We start from the raw sequence: 22,396 nt of genomic DNA, 5'->3' as shown, positions 1-22,396 counted from the left end.
AGGACGTCGAACGATGACGGGCCTGATCGACATTCCTGTCGAAACTACTCCTGTGGAGAACATCTCCAGCGTTATCGAAAAACTCTAGGCTTGAGATCAGCGGCGGTGAGGCGTCCGCCCGCCGGCCTCACCGCCGCACGGCACTGTCCGCTGCAGCTGCTCAGATCGCGTGGATCGTCCAACCCGCGGTCGCCGTGGCGCCAGGTGCGAGCACGATCAGGTCGGTGCCGGAATTGAACGCGTCGGGCGGGCAGGTCATGGGCTCGACGGCGAGCCCGATGCGGCTCGTGGAAGGGTCCGCAGTGTCGGCGGTGTGCACCTGCACCCACGGGCAGTCGATGGCCCACGTCATCCCGACCCCGGTGCCGTCCGGTGCGAGCACCGTGACCGTCGTCGTTCCATCCTCGTCGCGGCCGAGATCGGTGAACGCGTGGTCGATGAACGTCGTGCCGACGGGTCGCGGCGTGCGGAAATCGAAGGAGCCGTCGTCCTCCGTCGCGACATCGGCCAGCCCGATCGGGGCGAGCCGGTCATCCGTCACCGTCAGCACGGACGACGCGGGAAGCGACAGGGTCCACTCGTCGACGCGGCCGGACCCGGGCGTCAGGTATGGATGGGGGCCGGTGCCCCACGGGGCCGGATCGTGACCGGTGTTGAGGCCTGACACGGTGGAGTGCAGGCCGGTCTCGTCGAGCGCGTACGTGACGGTCACCTCGATGCGGTGCGGATAGCCGGCCTGCGCTTCGATCGTCGCCACGAGCACGACGTGGCTCGCCGACCGGTCGACGGGGGTGAAGTCCAGCCACGTGGCCAGTCCGTGCAGCGCGTTTCCGCGGTTCGGCTCGGTGAGTGGGAGTTGCTGCTCGACGCCGTCGAAGGTGTAACGGCCGTCGATCACACGGTTCGGCCACGGCGCGAGGGTCGCGCCACGATAGGCGGGACGGATCTCGTCGGCCTCGAACGGGACGACGATGTCGCGTCCGTGATGCTGAAGGGTGCGCAGGCTGGCACCGACGGACGCGATCGTCGCGGTGTAGTCGCCGGCCGCCAGGCCGTAGTGGGTCCCGGAAAGAGGAGTGATCATTGCCTCATTCTGCACGCTCAGGCGGATGCGCGGATACATTCGAGTCATGGCCGACACCCTGACCGGCGACGATTCGATCGCGCTGCCCGAGTTCGATTCCCCGCCTCCGGAGCCCCTTGCGCTCGCACGCGAGTGGATCGAACGGGCGGGCGAACGTGGCGTGCGTGAGGCCTGGGTGGCGGCACTCGCGACCGTCGGTGCGGATGCCGACGGAGCGCATCCGGTGCCCTCCGTACGGATGGTCCTGATCAAAGAGGTGGATGCATCCGGTCTGACCTTCACGACCTACGCGTCGAGTCGGAAAGGGCGCGAGCTCGCCGCGCATCCGACCGCATCCGTCGTCTTCTACTGGCGCGAGACGATGCAGCAGCTGAAGCTCGAGGGGACCGTCACGCGGCTGAGCGAGGCGGAGTCCGACCGCCTGTTCGCCGAGCGCTCCCGCGCGTCGCAGGCGACCACCGCGGTCTCGCACCAAGGAGGCCTGCTGGACAGCGAGGAGCGACTCGCCGCCGAAGCCGCGGCGCTGGCGGATGGTGACGCCGAGATCGCGCGCCCCGCCGACTGGGCGGCCTACCGCCTCGCCCCGAACGCCATCGAGTTCTGGCACGGGCGCACCGACCGCCTGCACCGCCGCCTCGCCTACCTGCTCGGCCCCGACGGCACCTGGCACCCCTCGCGCCTCCAGCCCTGACCCGGCGGCGCGCGTTTCGCCGCCGAGAGTGCCCGTTCCGGTCGAGCGCGCCTCTTGTGCCAGGCACGCTCGACCGGATCTGTCACCCTTGGTGTGTCGATTGACGCTTGTCCCGACGGATGCCGGAGACGAAAGTGATGCTCGTCGATATCATCCCCAGAACGAAGGTGACCAGGAACAACGTCGACCCTTGGCCGCGGTGGCCGCCGAACTCGAATGCAAGCCCAATGACGAAGCACGCACTGGAGGCGCCGAGGAGGAAGAGGGCACTACCGGGATACTTTCGCTCTTTGATAGACCTGCCCACTCTCTCCCTCGGGTCAGGATTGAGTGCCACACCAGAACCCGGGAGTGAAGTGTGCGGTTGCGCCGACGGCGCGCCCACCTGGGAATCCGCAGTTGTAGAGGATTGCTCCCCCGATGGCAAGCGCTCCGGATTCGACGGTTTCACAAACATGCCTCTCGAAGGTTTTGCGGATTTGCTCGAAGCAACAATCCGTCCTTCTAAACTTGCATCTCCGTTATAAATAACACAGTCGCTATTAAAGCGGCTATCCAAGTATTTACGTGTTGTGCTAGTTCCCATCGGCCGATCGCGTAGCACCCCGGAAACGTGCGGAAACACCGCAGCAACACCGGCTGGCTACAGTCCATCCATGGGCGACCTTTTCGAGGGATACGGCATCCAGGCGGTGAAGCGCCGGAAGAACCGCGGCGCGGCCTGGGACGAAATGTTCGCCGAGCACGGCCGGTCGGCCGGAGCCCAGCACGCGCGTCCCGCCTACCGCGAGCTCTACGCGGCCCTGGCGACCCTCACCCAGGAGGAACTTCGCGGACGCACCGACGCCCTGGCCAGCTCGTACCTCGCCCAGGGCGTGACCTTCGACTTCGCCGGCGAGGAGCGACCGTTCCCGCTCGACGCGGTGCCCCGCGTCATCGAGCAGGCCGAGTGGATGCGCGTCGAAGCGGGCGTGAAGCAGCGTGTCCGCGCTCTCGAAGCGTTCCTCAGCGACGTCTACGGTGCGCAGAACGCGGTGCGCGACGGGGTCATCCCCGCCGGTCTGATCACCTCATCCGCCCACTTCCACCGCGCGGCGGCCGGAGTGGAGAGCGCGAACGGCGTGCGCATCCAGGTGTCCGGTGTCGACCTCATCCGCGACGAGTTCGGCGACTGGCGGGTGCTCGAAGACAACGTGCGGGTGCCGAGCGGGGTCAGCTATGTGATCTCGAACCGGCGGGTGATGGCGCAGACCCTCCCCGAACTGTTCACGTCCATGCGGGTGCGTCCTGTCGGCGACTACCCGTACCGGCTGCTGCAGGCGCTCCGCGCGAGCGCACCGGGCGGCATGGACGCGCCGAACGTCGTGGTGCTGACGCCCGGCGTCTACAACTCGGCCTACTTCGAGCACACGCTGCTCGCCCGGCTGATGGGGGTGGAGCTCGTCGAGGGCCGTGACCTCTTCTGCTCCGCGGGCAAGGTCTGGATGCGCACGACGTCGGGTCCGAAACGGGTCGATGTGATCTACCGCCGCATCGACGACGAGTACCTGGACCCACTGCAGTTCCGCGTCGACTCGGTGCTCGGCACTCCCGGCCTCATGCTGGCCGCGCGCCTCGGAAACGTAACCATCGCGAATGCGGTCGGCAACGGTGTCGCCGACGACAAACTCGTGTACACCTACGTGCCCGACCTCATCCGGTACTACCTCTCGGAGGAGCCGCTCATCCCCAACGTCGACACGTGGCGCCTCGAAGACCCGGGCGCGCTCGACGAGGTGCTCGACCGGCTGGACGAGCTCGTGGTCAAACCGGTCGACGGCTCGGGTGGCAAGGGCCTGGTCATCGGACCGGACGCCAGCCGCAAGGAACTCGCCGAACTGCGAGCGCGACTCATCGCAGACCCGCGCGGGTGGATCGCGCAGCCTGTCGTGCAGCTGTCGACCATCCCGACCCTCGTCGAAGACGGGATGCGCCCTCGGCACGTCGACCTGCGGCCGTTCGCCGTCAACGACGGTCACGACATCTGGGTGCTGCCGGGCGGACTCACCAGGGTCGCACTCCCCGAAGGCCAGCTCGTCGTGAACAGCAGCCAGGGCGGTGGATCGAAGGACACCTGGGTCGTCGGGTCCGTGGGCGTGGGCGACGCCGAGCAGCCGGCGTCGCGCAGCGTCCAGGGGCTCGTGGCCGATCAGGCCGCGCCGGCGCTCGCGGGGTACGCCGCGCAGCACGCGCCCGGCCATTCCGAACAGGATGCGCCGCGGAGCGACCAGCAGCAGCAGCAACAGCAGCAACAGCAGCAGCCGGCGCTCGGGAGGCCGACATGCTGAGCCGGATCGCCGCCAGCCTCTTCTGGATCGGTCGCTACATCGAGCGCAGCGACGGGACCGCCCGCATCCTCGACGTCCACCTGCAGTTGCTTCTCGAGGATCCCTGGATCGACGAAGACACGGCGTGCCGGTCGCTGCTGTCCGTGATGGGCAGCGAGGCGCCCGGTCCGGCGAGCCTGGCGCGCGAGGATGTGCTGCGCATCCTCGCCGTCGACCGGGCCCAACCCGCCTCCATCGTGTACTCGCTGAGCGCAGCGCGCGAGAACGCCCGCCGCGCTCGCGAGATCGTGTCCACGGAACTGTGGGAGTGCCTCAACACCACGAGTGCGCGGATGCCGCGGCGGGTGACCAGTGACAAGGTGCACGAGTTCTTCTCCTGGGTGCGCGATCGCACGGCGCTCGCCGTCGGCATCATGGAGTCGTCCGCGAGCCGGGACGAAGCGTGGCAGTTCTTCACGCTGGGGCGATCGCTCGAACGGGCCGACATGACCGCCCGGCTGCTGGCGACCCGTTCGCTCACCGAGGCGAGCGGCCCCAGCTGGACGACCATCCTGCGCTCGTGCGGAGCCTACGAGGCCTACCTGCGCACCTACCGCGGTGTGCCGTCGGCACGGAACGCCGCCGAGTTCCTGCTGCACGACCGGCTGTTCCCGCGCTCGATCCTGTACTCGGTGGCGCGGGCGGAACGATGCCTGCACGACATCGAGCCGCGCAGCGAGCGGTCCGGGGTCACGGACCGAGCGCAGCGGCTGCTCGGGCAGATCCGCAGCGATCTGGAGTTCCGGCCCATCGCGGAGATCCTGGATGACCTGCCCGCGCAGATGTCGGAAGTGCAGGATGCGACGAGTGCGGCCAGCGAGGCCATTCGGCAGCGCTATTTTCCCGAGAACGTCGTGCCGAACTGGATCGGAGAGCGATCGTGAAGCGCCTGCGCATAACCCACTCCACGGGTTACCGGTACGAAGGGGAGGTCACCGCCTCGTACAACGAAGCGCGGATGCTTCCCGTCACCGGCGAGCGGCAACTCGTGCTGCACTCGAACCTCGAGGTCCAGCCGGTCTCGTCGCACCACCAGTACACGGACTACTGGGGAACGCGCGTGCTCGCCTTCGACGTGCTGGCGCCGCATCGCGAGCTGACGCTGTCGGCCAGCAGCCTGGTGGAGGTGCTCGACCCGCTGCCGCATGCGGAGGGACTGTCGTGGGATGAGCTGCGGCGGGTGCGATTCACCGCGGGCGAGTATGTGCAGCAGTTACCGCAGACCGTCCTGACCGAGCCCGCCGACGCCGTGGCCGGAATCGCCGCGACTGCGGCGGGACTTCATGACGACCCGTGCGAGGCGGCACTCGAGATCTGCCGGCGGGTGGGCGAAGAGGTCGAGTACGTCACCGGCGTGACCGGGGTCTCGTCGACCGCCGCCGAAGCCTGGGCCGAGGGCAAGGGCGTCTGCCAGGACATCACCCACATCGCGGTCGGAGCGCTGCGGTCGGTGGGGATCCCGGCGCGCTACGTGTCTGGGTACTTGCATCCCTCACCGGAACCGGTCGTCGGCGCGACCGTGACCGGCGAATCGCACGCGTGGGTGGAATGGTTCTGCGGCCGCTGGCACGGCTACGACCCGACCAACCAGGTGGAGATCGGTGACCGGCACGTGCGCGTCGGGCATGGGCGCGACTACACCGATGTCGCTCCGCTGCGCGGGGTGTACGCGGGCCCGACTGCATCCGAACTGTTCGTCACCGTCGAGATCACGCGCGAAGCCTGACCGCCCTCCCGCCCGCCCCGTGCCGCCGAGAATCGCTCATACCGCCGAGAATCGCCGCCCGAACGGCGACACTCGGCGCGAGCGGCGACTCTCGGCCGAGAGCTACCCGCGGGTCGCGAGGAGGGCGGCCCAGAGGTCGGCGCGGGCGTGGAAGCTGGAGAGGTCGCGGCCCAGCAGGCGCTCCGCCTCGGCGACCCGAGCGCGCAGCGTGTGGCGGTGGATGCCCAGCTCCCGCGCCGCCGAATCGAACGTTCCGTTGTGCTCCAGCCAGGTGCGTAGTGAGAGCACGAGCGCGCTGCCGGTCGCCTCATCCGCCGCGATCAGGGGCTCGAGCGTCGTCCGGGCGACTTCGCGCGCATCGGTCCGGGCGAGGAACGCCAGCACTCCCTGCCGTGAGATCGTGTCGAACGACACGATGCCCTCGTCGCCTTCCCTGGCGCGTTCGAGGGCTTGGCCCGCCTGGTCGTGGGCGCGGGCGAGGTCCGCGTAACCCAGCGCATCCGACACTCCGGCCTTCAGGCCGAACCCGTCGGTCAGCTCCTCGACCGGCGAGGCGGCACCGTCACTGAAACACAGCACGATCCGGCCGTCGTCCGCCGCGTAGAACAGGGTTCCCGGATGCTCGGCCACCCGCAGCTCCAGCCATTCGCTGAGTGAGTCCGCACCGTCGATGGGGGAGTCCACCAGCGAGACGCGCACCGGTTCCTCCGGCATCGGGCCCCACATCTGCGCCGCGATATCCGACGCGAGCTGCGTGTCCCCGGAGACCAGCACGTGCCACAGGCCGGAGCGAAGATGTCCGACGGCCCGATCGAGGGCCGAGTTCTGCTCCAGCGCCAGCCCGGCCAGTGCGATGACGCTCGTGACCACCTGCTGGCCGGCCTGGTCGAGTTCGCCTGCGCCGCCCAGGGCCAGCACACCGCGCAGCTGCCCACTGGTGCCGAGCGTCTGCAAGGTGAGGGTGTCACCGCCCGAGACGATCGTGCTGCTGGAGCGTCGGCGAGCCCGCAGCAGCCGGGTCGCCTCGGCGCCGACCGCGGCGATGGTGGATGCGCTGAGCGCGTCAGGCGGGAACACGCGATCGACCGATCCGGTCGCGTCGAACAGCACCACCCAGTGGTCGAGCTGGCGGGAGAGCTCGCTGAGGGTCGCGGTGAGCCCGTCGGGGCGGAGCGCGGCGAGCGAGATCGCCCGCTGCGCCTTGAGCGCCCAGGTGTTGCGGGCGAACAGCTCCTCGGCGGCGAGGTCGGCGACGTAGCGCGAGACGGCGATGAAGGGGACCCGGTACGGCACCTCGAACAAGGGCAGGCCGGCCTCGAGACAGGCCGCGGCAAGCCCGTCGGGGGTCCCGTCGCGAATGACCTCGGTGCCGAAGCCGAGACCGGCGAGACCGCGGTCGCGCAGCCGCCGGACGTACGGGGCGAAGTCTGCCGGTGCGGTGGCTGGCGGGTCGAACTGCGTGCCCGTGATGAGCAGCACCTGGCCGTCGGACAGGAACGGCGTCGGATCGGCGAGGTCGGAGCTGTGCACCCACTGCACCGTCTGGTCCAGTGCCTGCGCGGGCAGCGAGTGCTCCGGTGTGAGCAACCGCAGGTCGAGTTCGGGATTCGCGAGGAGTCGTCGCAGGGTCGGAGGCATGCCGGCGTCTTCCTTTCCGCATCCCGGCGCCTCGTTGTACGCCGTGGTCATCAAACCTACTCCGATTGTACAAGCGGGCGATGTCTCGGCGGCGTCGCGATGCCTACAGTGGGCGACAGAGCGCCGTCGCGATCCGGTCCCGGCGCACCCGTGCACTGGAGTGACCATGACCATCGTCGACACCGTATCCGCCACCCTGACCGGCGGTCCCGGCCTTCCGCAGGAGCGCCGCCTCGTCACCGCGATCCCGGGCCCGGAATCGCGCCGGCGCATGGAGCGCAAGACGCAGGCCGTCGCGGCCGGCGTCGGGACGACCATCCCCGTCTTCGCTGCGGCAGCGGGCGGCGGCGTCCTCGTCGACGTCGACGGCAACTCGCTCATCGACTTCGGGTCCGGGATCGCCGTGACGGGCGTCGGCAACGCATCCCCCCGCGTCGTCGAGGCCGTCCAGGCGCAGGTCGCCCAGTTCACCCACACCTGTTTCACGGTCGCGCCCTACGACTCGTACGTCGAGGTGGCCGAGGCCCTCAACCGCCTCACCCCTGGCGACCACCCCAAGCGCAGCGCTCTGTTCAACTCGGGCGCCGAGGCCGTCGAGAACGCCGTCAAGATCGCCCGCCACTACACGGGTAAGCAGGCCGTCGTCGCGTTCGACCACGCCTACCACGGCCGCACCAACCTGACCATGGGCCTCACGGCGAAGAACCAGCCGTACAAGAGCGGCTTCGGACCGTTCGCGTCCGAGATCTACCGCGCGCCGCTGTCCTACCCGCTGCGCGACGGCGGCCTCAGCGGCCCCGAGGCTGCGCGCCGCGCCATCCTGCACATCGAGAAGCAGGTGGGCGCCGAGAACCTGGCCGCGATCATCATCGAGCCCATCCAGGGCGAGGGCGGGTTCATCGTCCCGGCCGACGGCTTCCTTCCGGCGCTCGCCGACTGGGCCGCCGCGAACGACGTCGTCTTCATCGCGGATGAGGTCCAGACCGGTTTCGCCCGCACCGGCGCGATGTTCGCCAGCGAGCACTTCGGCATCGTCCCCGACCTCGTCGTGACCGCCAAGGGCATCGCAGGCGGCCTGCCGCTGTCCGCGGTCACCGGTCGCGCCGAGATCATGGATGCGCCCCAGGTCGGCGGACTCGGCGGCACGTACGGCGGCAACCCGCTCGCCTGCGTCGCGGCCCTCGCCACGATCGAGACCTACGAGCAGGACGGCCTGGTCGAGCGCGCCCAGCAGATCGGCCGCATCCTCTTCGAGAAGCTCGGCGCCCTGCGCGACGCCGACCCGCGCGTCGCCGAGGTGCGCGGCTTCGGTGCGATGGTCGCGATCGAGCTCGTCCACCCGGTCACGGGTGAGCCGGACGCTGCGCTCACCTCCCGCGTCGCCGCCGCGGTCCACGCCGCGGGGGTGGTGCTGCTCACCTGCGGGACTTACGGCAACGTCATCCGGTTCCTGCCGCCGCTCAGCATCCCGGACCACCTGCTGGTCGAGGGCCTCGACATCGTCGCGGACGCTCTCGCGTCGATCGGCGCGGTGAATGCATGAGCCTCCTGACCGACACCACAGTCGAAGCCGTGTCCGCCCGCGAGGCGGAGCTGCTCGAACGCGTTCCCGACGGCCTCTACATCGGAGGAGCCTGGCAGGCCGGGAGCGCCGACCCCATCGAGGTCTGCGACCCGGCGACCGGCCGCGTGATCAAGCGGATCGCGAATGCGGGCGCCGCGGACGGCATACGTGCTCTCGACGCGGCCGTCGAAGCCGCGGATGCGTGGGCGGCCACCCCGCCCCGCGCCCGTGGCGAGATCCTCCGTCGCGCCTTCGACCTGCTGCAGGAGCGGCGCGACGACTTCGCCCTGCTCATGACGCTGGAGATGGGCAAGCCGCTCGCGGAGGCGAACGGGGAGGTCACCTATGGTGGCGAGTTCCTGCGCTGGTTCAGCGAGGAGGCGGTGCGGATCGCCGGCCGCTACGGCACGAACCCCGAAGGCACCGGCACGACCGTCGTCTCGCAGCGGCCGGTGGGACCGTGCTTCCTGATCACGCCGTGGAACTTTCCGCTGGCGATGGCGACCCGCAAGATCGCGCCCGCCCTGGCGGCTGGCTGCACCGTCGTCATCAAGCCGGCCGAGCTCACCCCGCTGACCACCCTGCTGTTCGTGCAGCTGCTTGAAGACGCGGGTCTTCCGGCGGGCGTCGTCAACGTCATCACGACGTCGTCCTCCCGCGCGGTCTCGGCTCCGATCATCGCCGACCCGCGGCTGCGCAAGCTGAGCTTCACGGGCTCCACGCCCGTCGGCCGCACGCTGATCGAGCAGTCCGCCGCGGGCGTCCTCCGCACCTCGATGGAGCTGGGCGGCAACGCACCGTTCGTCGTGTTCGACGACGCCGACCTCGACAAGGCGGTCACGGGCGCCATGCTCGCGAAGTTCCGCAACACGGGCCAGGCCTGCACGGCCGCGAACCGGTTTCTCGTTCACGAGGCGGTCGCCGACGAGTTCGCTCGCCGCGTCACCGAGCGGGTCGACGCGTTCGTCGTCGGTCGCGGCACGGACGACGGCGTGACGATCGGACCGCTCATCAACAGGGCAGCCGTCGAGAACATGGAGTCGCTGGTCGCCGACGCGGTCGGTCGAGGAGCGCGCCTGCTCACCGGCGGGTCACGGCCGGTCGGTCCCGGCTCGTTCTTCGAGCCGACCGTGCTCGTCGACGTCGCACCGGGCAGCGACGTGGTGCGCGAGGAGATCTTCGGGCCGATCCTTGCCATTTCGACCTTCCGCGACGAGGCTGAGGCCGTGGCGCTCGCGAACGGCACGGAATACGGTCTCGTCGGCTACGTCTTCACCGAGGATCTCGGGCGGGCGCAGCGGATGATCGACCGCATCGACACCGGCATGATGGGAGTCAACACCGGCCTCGTGTCCAACGCCGCGGCACCGTTCGGCGGCGTCAAGCAGTCCGGACTCGGACGCGAAGGCGGTCTCGAAGGAATCCACGAGTACCTGTCGACCAAATACACCCTGATCCCGGCGTCCTGAGCGGCCGGCACGGAAAGTAGCGAACAATGAGCGCGATCGAACGCGACGTCGTCATCATCGGTGCCGGAGCATCCGGCCTGACCGCGGCGACCGAACTGAAGAAGGCGGGCCTCTCGGTCGCCGTGCTGGAGGCGCGCGACCGCGTCGGCGGACGCCTGTGGACGGACGACGTCGACGGGGCGATGCTCGAGATCGGCGGCCAGTGGGTCTCGCCCGACCAGGATGCGCTCAAGAGCACGCTCGCCGACCTCGGCCTGGAGACCTACCCGCGGTACCGCGAGGGCGAGAACGTCTATCTCAACGCGAGCGGCGAGCTCACCCGGTTCGAGGGCGAGATCTTCCCCGTGCCGCCGAAGACCGAGGCCGAGATCGTCACGCTCATCGAGAAGCTGGATGCCCTGGTCGCCGAGATCGACCCGGACCGGCCGTGGGCGCATCCGCTCGCCAAGGACCTGGACGAGATCTCGTTCAGCCGCTGGCTGGAGACGCAGACCGACGACCAGGAAGCGCGCGACAACATCGGCATGTTCATCGCCGGTGCGATGCTCACCAAGCCCGCGCACGCCTTCTCGGCCTTGCAGGCCCTGCTGATGGCGGCGAGTGCCGGAAGCTTCAGCAACCTCGTCGACGCGGACTTCATCCTGGACGAGCGGGTCGTCGGCGGCCTTCAGCAGGTTCCCCTGCTGCTCGCGGAGCGCCTGGGCGGGGATGTGCGGCTCGGCCAGGCCGTGCGCACGCTGCGCTGGCACGATGGCGGGGTCACGGCGGTCACCGACTCGGTCGAGGTCAAGGCCCGGTACGCGGTGCTCGCCGTGCCGCCCATCCTGATCAGCCGCATCAGCTACGAGCCGCCCCTCCCGCGGCGGCAGCAGCAACTGCACCAGCACCTGTCGATGGGGTTCGTCATCAAGGTGCACGCCGTCTACGAGACGCCGTTCTGGCGCGAGGCGGGGCTCTCCGGCACGGCCTTCAGCCCCTACGAACTCGTGCACGAGGCGTACGACAACACGAACTATGCGGATTCGCGCGGAACGCTCGTGGGCTTCGTGGCGGATGAGGCGGCCGACGGCGTCTTCGCGCTCACCGCCGACGAGCGCAAGCAGCGCATCCTCACCTCCCTGTCGCACTACTACGGCGAGAAGGCCCTGACGCCCGTCGTCTACTACGAGAGCGACTGGGGCTCGGAGGAGTGGACGCGCGGCGCCTACGCGGCCAGCTTCGACATGGGCGGCCTGGCGCGCTACGGCGCCGACCTGCGCACCCCCGTCGGTCCCATCTGGTTCTCCTGCAGCGACATGGCCGGCAAGGGCTACCAGCACGTCGACGGCGCGATCCGCGTCGGCCGCGAGACCGCCGCCGCGATCGTCGCGGCCGCTCGCGCTTAGTGCGTCGAGCCCGGGAAAAGTCCGCGAGATCCTGACGAATCCGCGGACTTTTCCCGGGCTCGACCGCGGGCGCCGGGCTACTCGGCGCGCCGGCGGAGGAGAGTGGCTCCGAGCAGGGCCGCGCCGGCGAGCACGGCGATGAGCGCGAGGGCGATCGGGGCGGCCAGGTCGCTTCCCGTCTGAGCCAACGCTTCCGTCGATGCGGTATCAGCTCCGACCTGGTCGACGAAGGCCGCTGTCCCGGTGCCTGTCATCGGGAGGGCCGCTCCGGCGACGGATGCGGTGACGGCCTTGCGCCCTTCGATCGTCGAGCTGATGGTGGCCGTGTAGGTTCCGGCCGTCGCGGTCTCGGTGAAGTCGCTGATCGTCCCGTCGCCCAGATCGTCAGCGGTGTCGGCGTCGATGAGCTCGGCCTCGCCCGCGAGTGCGTGACCGGAGGCATCGACCAGCGACACGGTGATCGTGTGCGGTGCCGCACCGTCGGCGATCGCATCACCCTCGCTCACCGAAGCAGTCGAATTCTGCTGGTCCACGTTCCCGGCGATGAAGTCGACGTGGCCGCTGCGGTCGACCGCGGTGCCGTCCACGGTGAAGGAGACCGTTGCGGCGCCGAGGTCGGTCGATGTCCATGGTGCGGAGTACGTCCCGTCGCCGTTGTCGGTGACCGTGCCGACCGTTCCCAGGGACGGCGTGAATGCGATGTCATGCCCGGCCTCTGCGATCGGCTCGTTCTGGCTGTCGCGCAGCGTGACAGTGATGACGGATGCGGCCTCGCCGTCAGCCTCGACCGTTTGCGGCGACACAGCGATCGTGGCGTTCTCGGCGACATGCTTCTGTTTCACCGCCAGGAGTGCTGTGCCGCCGCATCCGGGATCTCCGAGCGTTGTGCAGGCGTCCAGGTCGATCGTGTCGGAGCCGATGGCACTGATACCGGCCGTCGTCGTCCCGGCTGTGGTCGCCCGCGCCGCCACCGTGAGCGTTGCGCTTCCGCCGGGGTCGAGCGTGCCGATCGTCCACGTTCCCGTCTCCGGGTCGTAGGTTCCGGCGGACGTGGCGTTCCACGTGTAGGCGAAGCCGGCCGGAGGCAGGAACTGCGCTGTGGTCTCCGATGCCGACGAGGTGCCGTCGTTGCTCAGCGCGAGGTCGAAATCGACCTCGTCGCCGACGAACACCGTTTCCGGGTTCGCGGTGAAACGGGCGTTCAGAACGGTGAGGCTGAGCTGGCTCGTGTACGTGGTGAAATACGTCTTCGTCACCGTTTCGCCCGGCTGGGCCGTCAGTGCGAAGGCGATGGCCATGCCGTTGTCCTGCACCTCCGTGCACGCACTGGATGGGAGACACGCGTCTGGGAGCGCCTCACTGTTCGAGTTGGCTGCGCTGCGTACGGTGCTCCAGAACCCGGCGGCGAGGCTGGCACCGCCAGAGGCGGCGACGAACGAGATCGAGGCGTCCGAGTCCGGGTTCTTGCACGACGCGGTCTTCTGCGACGCCTGGACCTCGGAGAGGCCCTTGTCGCTGCCGGCGAAGTAGCAGTCGGCCCAGGCCGAGAGCTTGATCGACTCCGGACTATCGCTGCGGTTCGTGTATGTCAGGTCGGTGCGGATGAAGTCGTCGCCCTCGATGTAACTGTGCTTCTGGCTGACTTCCGGCCCGGTCGGTGACGACCCCGTCGTCTGGAGCCAGAACGGGCGGGCTGCGGTGCCCGAGCCGCCCGAGCTCTGAAGAGTCGACAGGGTGCTGTCGGTGCTGTCGAACACCCGGGTGCCGTCACTCTTCACGGCGTAGACGGCCGTGTTGGAGGCGCCGCCGACGTCGGCCGGTCGGTAGAAGGCTGCGCCGAGCGTATCGTCAGCTGCCACGAGCTGCGTCTTGTAGTGCGCAGAGAGCTCGATCGACGCGACCGCACTTCCGGGGCCGGGTCGGATGGACCCGTTCGTGACCGAACCGCGTACCTCTGGCGTAGCGGTGGCCGGAAGAGCTGCGCTCGCCGCAGCGCCGGCAAGGGAGGCGGCGACGGCGACCGCGGCGACGCGGATCAGCTGGCCCGCGCGTCGTGAAGGATGGGGTCTGGAGTTCATGGGTCGATGCAAACAGGCCCCGGCCCCGCGAGCCCGGAGAGAGGCGATCTGTGCGCGTGCCTGGACGCGGATCTCTGCGCGGATCCTGGCCGAATGCGCAAGGAGGGTTCCTGGCCTACGCGTGGTCGCACCACGCAGTGAGTCCGGGAAGAGCCGCGCAGGATTTTGAGGAATCTGCGGACTCTTCCCGGACTCGGTCGCGGGATGGCTACTGCGTTCGCCGGCGGCGTCTCCAGAGACTGATGCCGAGGAGTGCAATACCGGCGGCAGTGGCGGCGACCGCGACGGCGACCGGGAGGATCACGTCAGTTCCGGTGTGCGCGAGCGACCTGACGGTCGAGCTTCCGGATGGGGTTGCGCCTGGCGACCCACCAGCGGGCCCCGATCCGTTTCCGACGGTGCCACCAGGCTTCTCGGTCTCGACGACGTCGCCCGCGGTGAACTCGACATCCACGGTGCTGTCGACCGGAGTGCCGTCGACGGTGAACGATGCGGTTCCGGTGCCCGCAGCAGTCGACGTCCACGGCGCCGAGTAGGTGCCGTCGCCGTTGTCGGTGACCGCGCCCAGCGAACCGTGGGTCGCCGCGATGGTGACGTCGTGTCCTGCCTCGGCGATCGGGTTGCCCTGCCGATCGCGCAAGGTGACGGTCACGGTCGAGGCCGCGGCGCCGTCGGCGACGACGGTCTGTGGCGACGCAGCGATGGAGGCATTGCCGAGCACGAGCTCCTGGTCGACCGTGATGACGGCCGTGCCGCCGCAGGCCTCGTCGCCGAGCGTCGTGCAGGCGTCCAGGTCGATCGCGTCCGATCCGATGCCGGTGAGACCCGCGGTGAACTCGCCCGGCCTGGTCGCACGTGCGGTGACGTTCAGCGATGCGCTGGCATTGGGGTGCAGTGTTCCCAGCTGCCAGGTCCCCGAGTCCGGGTCGTATGCCGTGCCCGGGGACGGGTTGCTGGACATGTACTCGAAGCCCTCGGGGAGGGGAAGCTGCACGGCCGTGTTCGTCGTAGCCTCGTTGCCCTCGTTCGTGAGTTCGGCGGTCAACGTGACCTCTTCACCGACGAGCATGGTGTTTCGTGAGGCGTTGAAGCGCGCCGTCAGATCGGTGAGGCGCATGTCGCGCGTGTACTTCGTGAAATAGGTCTTCGTGACGGTCGCGCCCGGCTCGACGGTGACGTTGAACGCGATCGCCATCCCGTTGTCCTGGACGGTGTCGCAGCTGTTGACCGGGACGCAGCCATTCGAGAGTGGCTCGGAGTTCTCCCGTGCCGCGCGGCGCACGGCGTCCCAGTTACCGGCCGCCAGGCTCGACCCGGCGGAGGCTGCGACGAGGGAGATGTACGGTCCGTCCGCAGCGGCTTTGCACGACGCGGTGCGTCGGTCGCTCTGCAACTCCGACATGCCCCGGTCGCTGTGTGCGAAGTAGCAGTCGACCCAGGCGGAGAGCTTGATCGACTCCGCCGTATCTCCGCGGTTGGTATAGCTCAGATCGGTGCGGACGAAGTCGTCGCCCTCGATGTAACTGTGCTTCTGGCTGACCTGCGGCCCTTGGTCCACGGTCGCCGTCGACCGGACCCAGAACGGATCGGCAGGCGTGCCTGATCCGCCGAAGCCCTGGTCGGTCGCGTAAACCATGGTCGAGGAGTCGAATGCCCTTCTGCCCGCAGAGCTGCCATCGTCCTCCACCGCGTAGACAGCTGTGTTCTGAGCGCCGCTGGTTTCGTCAGGAAGGAAGAAGGCCGCGCCGAGGTCGGTATCGGACGCAACGAGCTGCGTCTTGAAGCGATTGTTGAGCGCGACCGCGGCGACCGGGTTGTCGCCGCTCAACGCGATGTGCCCGGTCGATACCGTTCCGAAGCGTGTCGCGGCTGTCGCGGGCGTGTCGGCCGCGTGGACCGCGGTGATACCGACGAGTGCGACGACGGTTGCGAGTGCGGCGACCCGTCCGTGTCTACTGAAGCGCATAAATGCCCTAGGTTCCAATGTCATGGAACACAGGTAATCGGCGTCCAACGCCGGGTGCGGCGGAAAGCGGGAGGTTTAGGCGAGACCACGCATCGATTCAGGGGCTGTCCGCACCGGGCGTGCCCCACATCTAGGCGAAGCTAGGCGTTCGCGCGGAGCTCCGCGAGCATCCCGCGCTCGAGCGCGATCCAGACCGTCCTGTCGGGGGCGACCGCGATGCCGTGCGGCTCGCTCGCCGGTGTCGGCAGATCATGCAGTGTGACGTCGCCGTCGTCGGTCACGAAGCCGACCTGGTTGGACCCCCACAGCGTGAACCAGCATCCGCCGTCCGGCGCCGCTGTGATCGCGTGCGGCTTCGACTCCGGATCGGGGAGGGTCACCTCCGTGAGCGCGCCGTCGCGCCCGATGCGCCCGAGCGTGCCCCCGAGCACCTCCGCGAACCAGACCGCACCGTCCTCCGCCACGGTGATCCCCACGGGACCGGATGCCGGCCGCGGCAATTCGAAGAACTGGATGGCCGCGTCCCCGCCCCGCACGTGCCCCACCGCGTTGCCCTGGTTGAGGGTGAACCACACGCTCTCGCCCGAGCCCGCGATCATCGACACCATCGCATCCGCCCGCCCGACCGGGAACTCGGTCACCCGGCCCATGATGTCGACGCGACCGAGCGCATCCGCTGCGAGTTCGGTGAACCAGACCGTGCCGTCGTAGAGTGTCGTGATCCCGAACGGGCTCGACTCCATGGTGGGGACGGCGACCTCGTTGAGCACGCGGATGTCGCCGCCCGCATCCGGCCCGATGTGCACGATTCGGTTGCCTGTCGTATCGGTCACCCAGACGGACTCGTCGGTCGCGCGCGACACCAGCGATGGCTGTGCCGTGTCGCCGAGATCGACGAACCGGAGTGCACCGTCGACACCGCGCCGGCCGACCCTGCCCGCTCGCGCCACCGTGAACCAGACCGATCCATCGTCGGTGACCGTGATCCCGTACGGCCCGGCGTTGGCATCCGTCACCGGATGCTCGACGATGCGCGTCACCGGAGTTCGAGCCTGATGCGACGGTCGTAGACGGTGTGGCCGCCCACGCGCACGAGCTCCGGGCTGTCGAGGTTGGTGTAGAGAACCGAACCGTCGCCCTGCACGATGGTGAGGTGGCGTCGCAGGTAGGCGGTGATCCTGGCCGCGGCTGCTCCGGTCGCCTGGTCTTCGGCGATCCCCATCTCCGGCGCGAACATGCGCGCACGCAGGTGCCCGGCCGTCTCGTCGATCCACGCATAGGCGTAGTGCTGGCCTTCGGTGAACCCGGCAGGGTCGAGGTCGTCGACCTCGCCGGGGGAGTCGAGCGGGATCCAGTGGAATTCCGGCGCCCAGTCGGCACGCGCCGTGATCCAGGTGATGTCGCCTTCGAAGTCGACCATGACCTCGCCGGCCTTCTCGCGCAGAGCCCAGAGCTGGATACCCTGTCGGGCGATGAGCCAGGCGGTCCCGACGCTCGGGTGGCCGGCGAACGGCAGCTCTTTCGCGGGCGTGAAGATGCGGATGCGCGCGGTGAACAGTTCGTCATCGATCCCGTCGACGAAGACCGTCTCGCTGAATCCGAGCGTGTGTGCGATCTCCTGTTCCCGCCCGAGGGTGGATCCCGTGCTCTCGATGACGCCGAGTTCGTTGCCGTAGTCACCGGATTCGTCGGTGAACACGCGCACGACGTCCACGTCGATGGGTTCGCTCATGGATCCAGAGTGCCACGCCTGCCGCGCCGCCGCACCCGCCGCGGCCGGGACGCCTTCCGAAGGCGCCCAGGTTGCCCCCTGCGCTCGTCGCCCTAGCTGCGTCTCGCCGCACGTGTTCTAGCACGTGCGGCGAGACGGAAGTAGTGCGGCGACACAGATCGTCGAGGCCGGCGCGCTCACGGCGACGGCTTCGTCAGGTCGACCGTGTAGGACGGCACGAGGTCGACCTGGATCCCGGACGGGTCGACACCGGCGGACTCCAGCCGCGCTTCGAGCGTGTCGGTCGGAGGCACGGGCGGCGCGCCCGTCACGCGCACGAGGTAGGCGCCGTTCGCGGCGGTCACGCTCACCAGTTCCCAGCCCTTGCTCTGGGCCCAGGACTGGGCGACCACGCGGATGGAGCTCTGTCGGGCCGCCTGCTGCCCGAGCCGCACCGACTGGATCGCGAGCGGGACCGCGACGATCACCACCATTGCCGCGACGGCGATGAACGCGTTCCGTCGCCGGATCGGCCGGCTGGTCTCGACCTCGCCCGGCGCCGGTCGCGAGCCGTAGATGCTCAGGATGACGATTCCTGTCGCCAGGATGGCGGCGACGTTGGTGACGAAGAGCAGGAGTGCGCCAGCGGCCTGGCCGGGCGCCCCGGACTCGAGCGTCAGGCCGACGACGGTGAGCGGAGGGACGAGCGAGATCGCGATCGCGACCCCGGGAAGCGTGTCCGAGATGTCGGACCTCACGAGTGCGACAGCGCCGACGGCTCCGGTCGCCAGCGCCGCGACCAGGTCGATGAGGTCGGGGGATACGCGGCTCGCGACCTCGGGATCCGTCGCGGCGACGACCGGCTCGCTCACCAGGAGGCCGATGATGAACCCGATCCCGATGGCCGCCGCGGCCCCCAGGATCACGAGAACGATCGACCGGATGAGGTTCACCCCGTCGGCGAGGACCGTCGAGAGGCTGATGCCCTGGATCGGAAGCATCATGGGAGCCACGATCATCGCGCCGATCACGGTCGCCGACGAGTTCGCGACCACACCGGATGCTGCGATCACCGATGACAGCACGAGCAGCAGCCAGAAGCGGGTCAGCCGACGCCTGCGCTGGGCGCCATCGAAGAGCACCGCGTCCCGCATCGCTGCGACGTCGTTGCGAACGTCGTCCGGCACTTCCGGGGACATCCCGCACCTCCCGGTTCGGCCCCTCCCGCTACCGACGAGCGTATGCCCGGCACCTCCCGGCGCACTAGCTCCGTCTCGCCGCACTGGTTCTGACTCGTGCGTCGTGAGCGAAGTAGTGCGGCGACACGCATCCGGCCGCGACCGCACACTTTGCGAACGAGCGCCCGGGTTGCAACCTGTTCCCGGGTTCACAAAGTGTGCGGCGGCGGCGCCGCGCCTTCTTCTGGACGCCGCGCGCGCCACCCTGGGCTCGGCGCACTAAGTGCGTCTCGCCGCACTGGTTCTGACTCGTGCGTCGTGAGCGAAGTAGTGCGGCGGCGGCCGCGGCGGCTCGGGATGCACGGGGGCTTGTGCAGCTCGACGAACGAACCCCCGATTAACTGTCCGATCGGACGAAAGGGGCGCCCGCCCATCTTCTTATGGTGAGGGAATGAAGTCACTTGACGAGATCCAGGCGTTCATCGACGGCGAGTTCGCCAGCCTTGTCCGCAAGCACAAAGTCCCGGGCGCGGCCGTCGCGGTCCTCAAAGACGGGCAGATCATCAACGGGGCCGGTGGCGTGCTCAGCACCTCCACGCTCGTCGATGCGACACCCGACTCGGTCTTCCAGATCGGCTCCATCACCAAGGTCTGGACGGCCACCCTGGTCCTTCAGCTCGTCGACGACGGCCTGCTCGACCTCGACCTGCCGATCCAGACCTACATCACCGACTTCCACCTCGCCGACGAGGCCGCCGCATCCACGATCACCACCCGCCAGCTGCTCAGCCACCAGGGCGGCTTCGAGGGCGACGTGTTCACCGACACCGGGCGCGGTGAGGATGCGATCGCCAAGTACATCACCGCCATCGCCGAACTGCCCCAGCTCTTCACGCCGGGCGAGCTGTTCTCGTACAACAACGTCGGGTTCAGCATCCTCGGCCGCCTCGTCGAGGTCCTCCGCGAGACGACCTGGGAGCAGGCGCTGCTCGACCACATCGTCACGCCGCTCGGCCTCACCCACGTCGCCCCGAGCGCCTACGAGGCGATCCTGCACCGCGCGGCCGTCGGCCACGTGGGACCGGATGCGGATGGCGTCGAGATCTCGGCCCCCACCTGGGCGCTCGCCCGCTCGAACGAGCCCGCCGGCTCCATGCTCGCGATGAGCCCGGCCGACCTGGTGCATTTCGTCAAGATGCACCTCGACGGCGGCACCGCACCGGACGGCACCCGCATCCTCTCCGCCGAGTCCGTCGCGGCGATGCGCACCAAGCACGTCGACCTTCCCCGCCTCACCGGTATGGGGGATGCGTGGGGCCTCGGCTGGGAGATCATCGATTCCCAGCAGCCCACCGTGATCGGCCACGACGGCGGTACGATCGGCCAGGCGGCCTTCCTGCGGGTCGTGCCGGAGGCCGGCCTCGCCGTCGCGCTGCTGACCAACGGCGGAGACGTGTACGGCCTGTTCAACGCGGTGGTCGGCCGCATCCTGAACGAGGTCGTCGGGGTGACCCTGCCCGCGCATCCGCTGCCCCCGGCGGAGCCAGAGACCATCGACGCGACGCCGTTCCTCGGCCTGTACTCCGACACCATCTACGACCTCGTCGTCAGCCAGGACGACGACGGCCGCATCTGGATCGACCGCACGCCGAAGGACATCCTCGCCGAGATCGGCGAACAGCCGGTGCGCAGCGAACTCGTCGCCTACGAAGCCGACTCGCTCATCCAGCTCGAGTCGCCGCGCGGGATCCACCCGATCTACGCCTTCCTCGGCGACGCCGGCGACGGCAAGGCCAAGTACATCCACTACGGCCGCGTCGTCACGCGCGCCGAATAGCCCCCCACCCACCGCGTCCACCGCAGTACGCACAGCAGAAAGAGCATCCCTTCATGAAATCGTTCAGGAAACCTGCGCTCACCGTCCTCATCACAGCCGTCGCCGTCACCTCCCTGGCCGGATGCGCCGGCGGCGCAGGCGCATCATCGACGTCCGCGAAGTACGTCGATGGTGCGCCGTTCACCCTCGCCCTCAGCGCCGACCCCGGCAACCTCGACCCGCAGGCCTCCGCGGTGAGCGCCCTCTTCGCGCTCACCCATTTCGCCTACGACCCGCTCGTCAACGTCGACTCGAAGGGCAAGGTCGTCAGCGGCCTGGCGAAGGACTGGAAGCTCGACGGAACGACGGCGACGCTGACCGTCCGGGACGGCGTCACCTGCTCCGACGGCTCCACGTTCACCGCGAAGACGGCGGCGGACAACATCACCTGGCTGGAGAACCCGGCCAACAAGAGCCCGTTCCTCGGAGCGTTCATCCCCGCCGGCATCACCGCCGCCGCCGACCAGTCGGCCGGCACCGTGACCCTCACCCTCTCGTCGCCGGCACCGTTCCTGCTCCAGAGCCTCGCCAACCTGCCGATGGTGTGCGACGCCGGTCTCGCCGACCGCTCGAAGCTCGCCACGGCCACCATCGGAACCGGCCCGTTCGTGCTGACCGAGGCCGTTCCCAACGACCACTACACCTACAAGGTCAACAAGAAGTACACGTGGGGCCCCGGGGGCGCGAGCACCTCGGCGAAGGGCACGCCCGCGACCGTGACCGCGAAGATCATCCCCAACGAGACGACGGCGGCGAACCTGCTGCTGGCCGGCCAGGTGAATGCGGCCGAGATCGTCGGACCGGACGCCCAGCGCCTCGAAGCCGCGAAGCTCTACTCGGTGAGCACCCCTGCGATCCTCGGAGAGCAGTGGTACAACAACACCGGCGCCCACCCCACGGCCGACCCCGCCGTGCGGATGGCCCTCACCCAGGCGCTCGACCTCGGTGAGCTCCAGAAGGTCCTCACGTCGGGCAAGGGCACGGCCGCGACCAACTTCGCCGTGATCCCGCCGGTCGGCTGCTCCATCGACTCGGTTCCCAGCGCCCTTCCCAAGAAGGACATCGCAGCAGCGAAGGCAGCGCTCGACGCGGCCGGCTGGACCGTCGGATCCGACGGCGTCCGCGCCAAGAACGGCGTGAAGCTGAACCTGACCTTCGTCTACGACTCCACGCTCGGCACGGGCGGCACCGCGGCCTCCGAGCTCGCGGTCAAGGCCTGGGACGCCATCGGTGCCAAGGTGACCGCAACGCAGGAGGATGCGACGGCTGTGTCCAACGCCCTCTTCGGCACCGGCGCGTGGGACATCGCGTGGGAGCCGCTGAACGTCAACAGCCCTGACCAGCTCGTCGGCTTCCTCTCTGGCCCGGCGGCGCCGAAGGGCACCAACTTCGCCAACATCAAGAACGCCGACTACTCGTCGGACGTCGCCAAGGCCATGACGATGAACGGCGCAGACGGCTGCCAGACCTGGGCGGATGCGGAGTCCGCACTGGTGAAGGCCGCGGATGTCATCCCCTTCGCGAACAACCTCGTGAAGACGTTCGGCAAGGGCGCCACGTTCTCGTACGTCGGCGAGATCGCCCCCACCACCATCCGGATGCTCGGCTAGCCGCAGGCTGAGCCGAACGCACCCCAGCACCACAGCTCCACAGCTCCAACGCTC

Annotated in this window: 16 protein-coding genes; 9 read left to right on the top strand and 7 right to left on the bottom strand. The window is 69.0% G+C overall.

The window, feature by feature from the left end; genetic code table 11:
* Positions 1 to 160: 160 nt before the first annotated feature.
* A complete protein-coding gene (locus tag ACV7NN_RS07090; RefSeq protein ID WP_463348870.1) occupies positions 161 to 1,084 on the bottom strand; it encodes an aldose 1-epimerase family protein in 924 nt (307 codons plus the stop codon).
* A 46-nt stretch (positions 1,085 to 1,130) separates the two neighbouring features.
* Here ACV7NN_RS07090 and ACV7NN_RS07085 point away from each other — a divergent pair, with 46 nt between their 5' ends.
* The 4 genes from ACV7NN_RS07085 to ACV7NN_RS07070 all read left to right on the top strand — a co-directional run bounded on the left by ACV7NN_RS07085 (position 1,131) and on the right by ACV7NN_RS07070 (position 5,867).
* A complete protein-coding gene (locus ACV7NN_RS07085; RefSeq protein ID WP_463348869.1) occupies positions 1,131 to 1,775 on the top strand; it encodes a pyridoxal 5'-phosphate synthase in 645 nt (214 codons plus the stop codon).
* A gap of 656 nt (positions 1,776 to 2,431) precedes the next feature.
* Positions 2,432 to 4,102, top strand: coding sequence for a circularly permuted type 2 ATP-grasp protein (locus ACV7NN_RS07080; RefSeq protein ID WP_463348868.1), 1,671 nt, complete (start codon positions 2,432 to 2,434; stop codon positions 4,100 to 4,102).
* Positions 4,096 to 5,025 (top strand): alpha-E domain-containing protein, encoded by a 930-nt coding sequence (locus ACV7NN_RS07075; protein ID WP_463348867.1) that lies wholly within the window; start codon positions 4,096 to 4,098, stop codon positions 5,023 to 5,025. Before ACV7NN_RS07080 ends, ACV7NN_RS07075 begins: the two co-directional genes overlap by 7 nt.
* Positions 5,022 to 5,867 (top strand): transglutaminase family protein, encoded by an 846-nt coding sequence (locus ACV7NN_RS07070; RefSeq protein WP_463348866.1) that lies wholly within the window; start codon positions 5,022 to 5,024, stop codon positions 5,865 to 5,867. The genes ACV7NN_RS07075 and ACV7NN_RS07070 overlap by 4 nt, the downstream gene beginning before the upstream one ends.
* A 102-nt stretch (positions 5,868 to 5,969) precedes the next feature.
* On the opposite strand, the gene ACV7NN_RS07065 is transcribed toward ACV7NN_RS07070, so the two are convergent.
* Positions 5,970 to 7,556 (bottom strand): PucR family transcriptional regulator, encoded by a 1,587-nt coding sequence (locus tag ACV7NN_RS07065; RefSeq protein WP_463348865.1) that lies wholly within the window; start codon positions 7,554 to 7,556, stop codon positions 5,970 to 5,972.
* Positions 7,557 to 7,671: 115 nt separating this feature from the next.
* On the opposite strand from ACV7NN_RS07065, the gene gabT reads away from it, so the two are divergent.
* From gabT to ACV7NN_RS07050, 3 genes are read left to right on the top strand one after another with little or no spacing between them, the layout of a single operon-like run.
* The gene (gabT, locus tag ACV7NN_RS07060; protein WP_463348864.1) at positions 7,672 to 9,048 is read left to right on the top strand and encodes a 4-aminobutyrate--2-oxoglutarate transaminase; all 1,377 of its coding nucleotides are present in this window, start codon (positions 7,672 to 7,674) and stop codon (positions 9,046 to 9,048) included.
* Positions 9,045 to 10,538, top strand: a complete 1,494-nt coding sequence (locus ACV7NN_RS07055; protein WP_463348863.1) for an NAD-dependent succinate-semialdehyde dehydrogenase — start codon at positions 9,045 to 9,047, stop codon at positions 10,536 to 10,538. Before gabT ends, ACV7NN_RS07055 begins: the two co-directional genes overlap by 4 nt.
* Positions 10,539 to 10,564: 26 nt before the next feature.
* Positions 10,565 to 11,923, top strand: coding sequence for a flavin monoamine oxidase family protein (locus ACV7NN_RS07050; RefSeq protein WP_463348862.1), 1,359 nt, complete (start codon positions 10,565 to 10,567; stop codon positions 11,921 to 11,923).
* A gap of 77 nt (positions 11,924 to 12,000) precedes the next feature.
* Here ACV7NN_RS07050 and ACV7NN_RS07045 read toward each other — a convergent pair whose 3' ends face one another.
* From ACV7NN_RS07045 to ACV7NN_RS07025, 5 genes are all read right to left on the bottom strand, one after another.
* A complete protein-coding gene (locus tag ACV7NN_RS07045; RefSeq protein WP_463348861.1) occupies positions 12,001 to 14,001 on the bottom strand; it encodes an invasin domain 3-containing protein in 2,001 nt (666 codons plus the stop codon).
* Positions 14,002 to 14,209: 208 nt separating this feature from the next.
* Positions 14,210 to 15,967 carry an invasin domain 3-containing protein gene (locus ACV7NN_RS07040; RefSeq protein ID WP_463348860.1) on the bottom strand — a complete coding sequence of 586 codons (1,758 nt, stop codon included), beginning with the start codon at positions 15,965 to 15,967 and terminating at the stop codon, positions 14,210 to 14,212.
* A 140-nt stretch (positions 15,968 to 16,107) separates the two neighbouring features.
* Positions 16,108 to 17,007 (bottom strand): Vgb family protein, encoded by a 900-nt coding sequence (locus ACV7NN_RS07035; protein ID WP_463348859.1) that lies wholly within the window; start codon positions 17,005 to 17,007, stop codon positions 16,108 to 16,110.
* Positions 17,004 to 17,699: a PhzF family phenazine biosynthesis protein gene (locus ACV7NN_RS07030; protein WP_463348858.1), complete on the bottom strand. Its 696-nt coding sequence runs from the start codon at positions 17,697 to 17,699 to the stop codon at positions 17,004 to 17,006. The genes ACV7NN_RS07035 and ACV7NN_RS07030 overlap by 4 nt, the downstream gene beginning before the upstream one ends.
* Before the next feature lie 176 nt (positions 17,700 to 17,875).
* On the bottom strand, positions 17,876 to 18,877 hold the full coding sequence (locus ACV7NN_RS07025; protein WP_463348857.1) for a DUF389 domain-containing protein: 1,002 nt from the start codon (positions 18,875 to 18,877) through the stop codon (positions 17,876 to 17,878).
* Between the two features lie 430 nt (positions 18,878 to 19,307).
* Here ACV7NN_RS07025 and ACV7NN_RS07020 point away from each other — a divergent pair, with 430 nt between their 5' ends.
* Positions 19,308 to 20,693, top strand: a complete 1,386-nt coding sequence (locus ACV7NN_RS07020; protein ID WP_463348856.1) for a serine hydrolase domain-containing protein — start codon at positions 19,308 to 19,310, stop codon at positions 20,691 to 20,693.
* A 53-nt stretch (positions 20,694 to 20,746) separates the two neighbouring features.
* Positions 20,747 to 22,342 (top strand): ABC transporter substrate-binding protein, encoded by a 1,596-nt coding sequence (locus ACV7NN_RS07015; RefSeq protein ID WP_463348855.1) that lies wholly within the window; start codon positions 20,747 to 20,749, stop codon positions 22,340 to 22,342.
* The last annotated feature ends 54 nt before the right edge of the window (positions 22,343 to 22,396 follow it).

It is taken from the genome of Leifsonia sp. Ger2509 (genome assembly GCF_055231915.1).
This window is presented reverse-complemented; position numbering and strand designations above follow the sequence as displayed.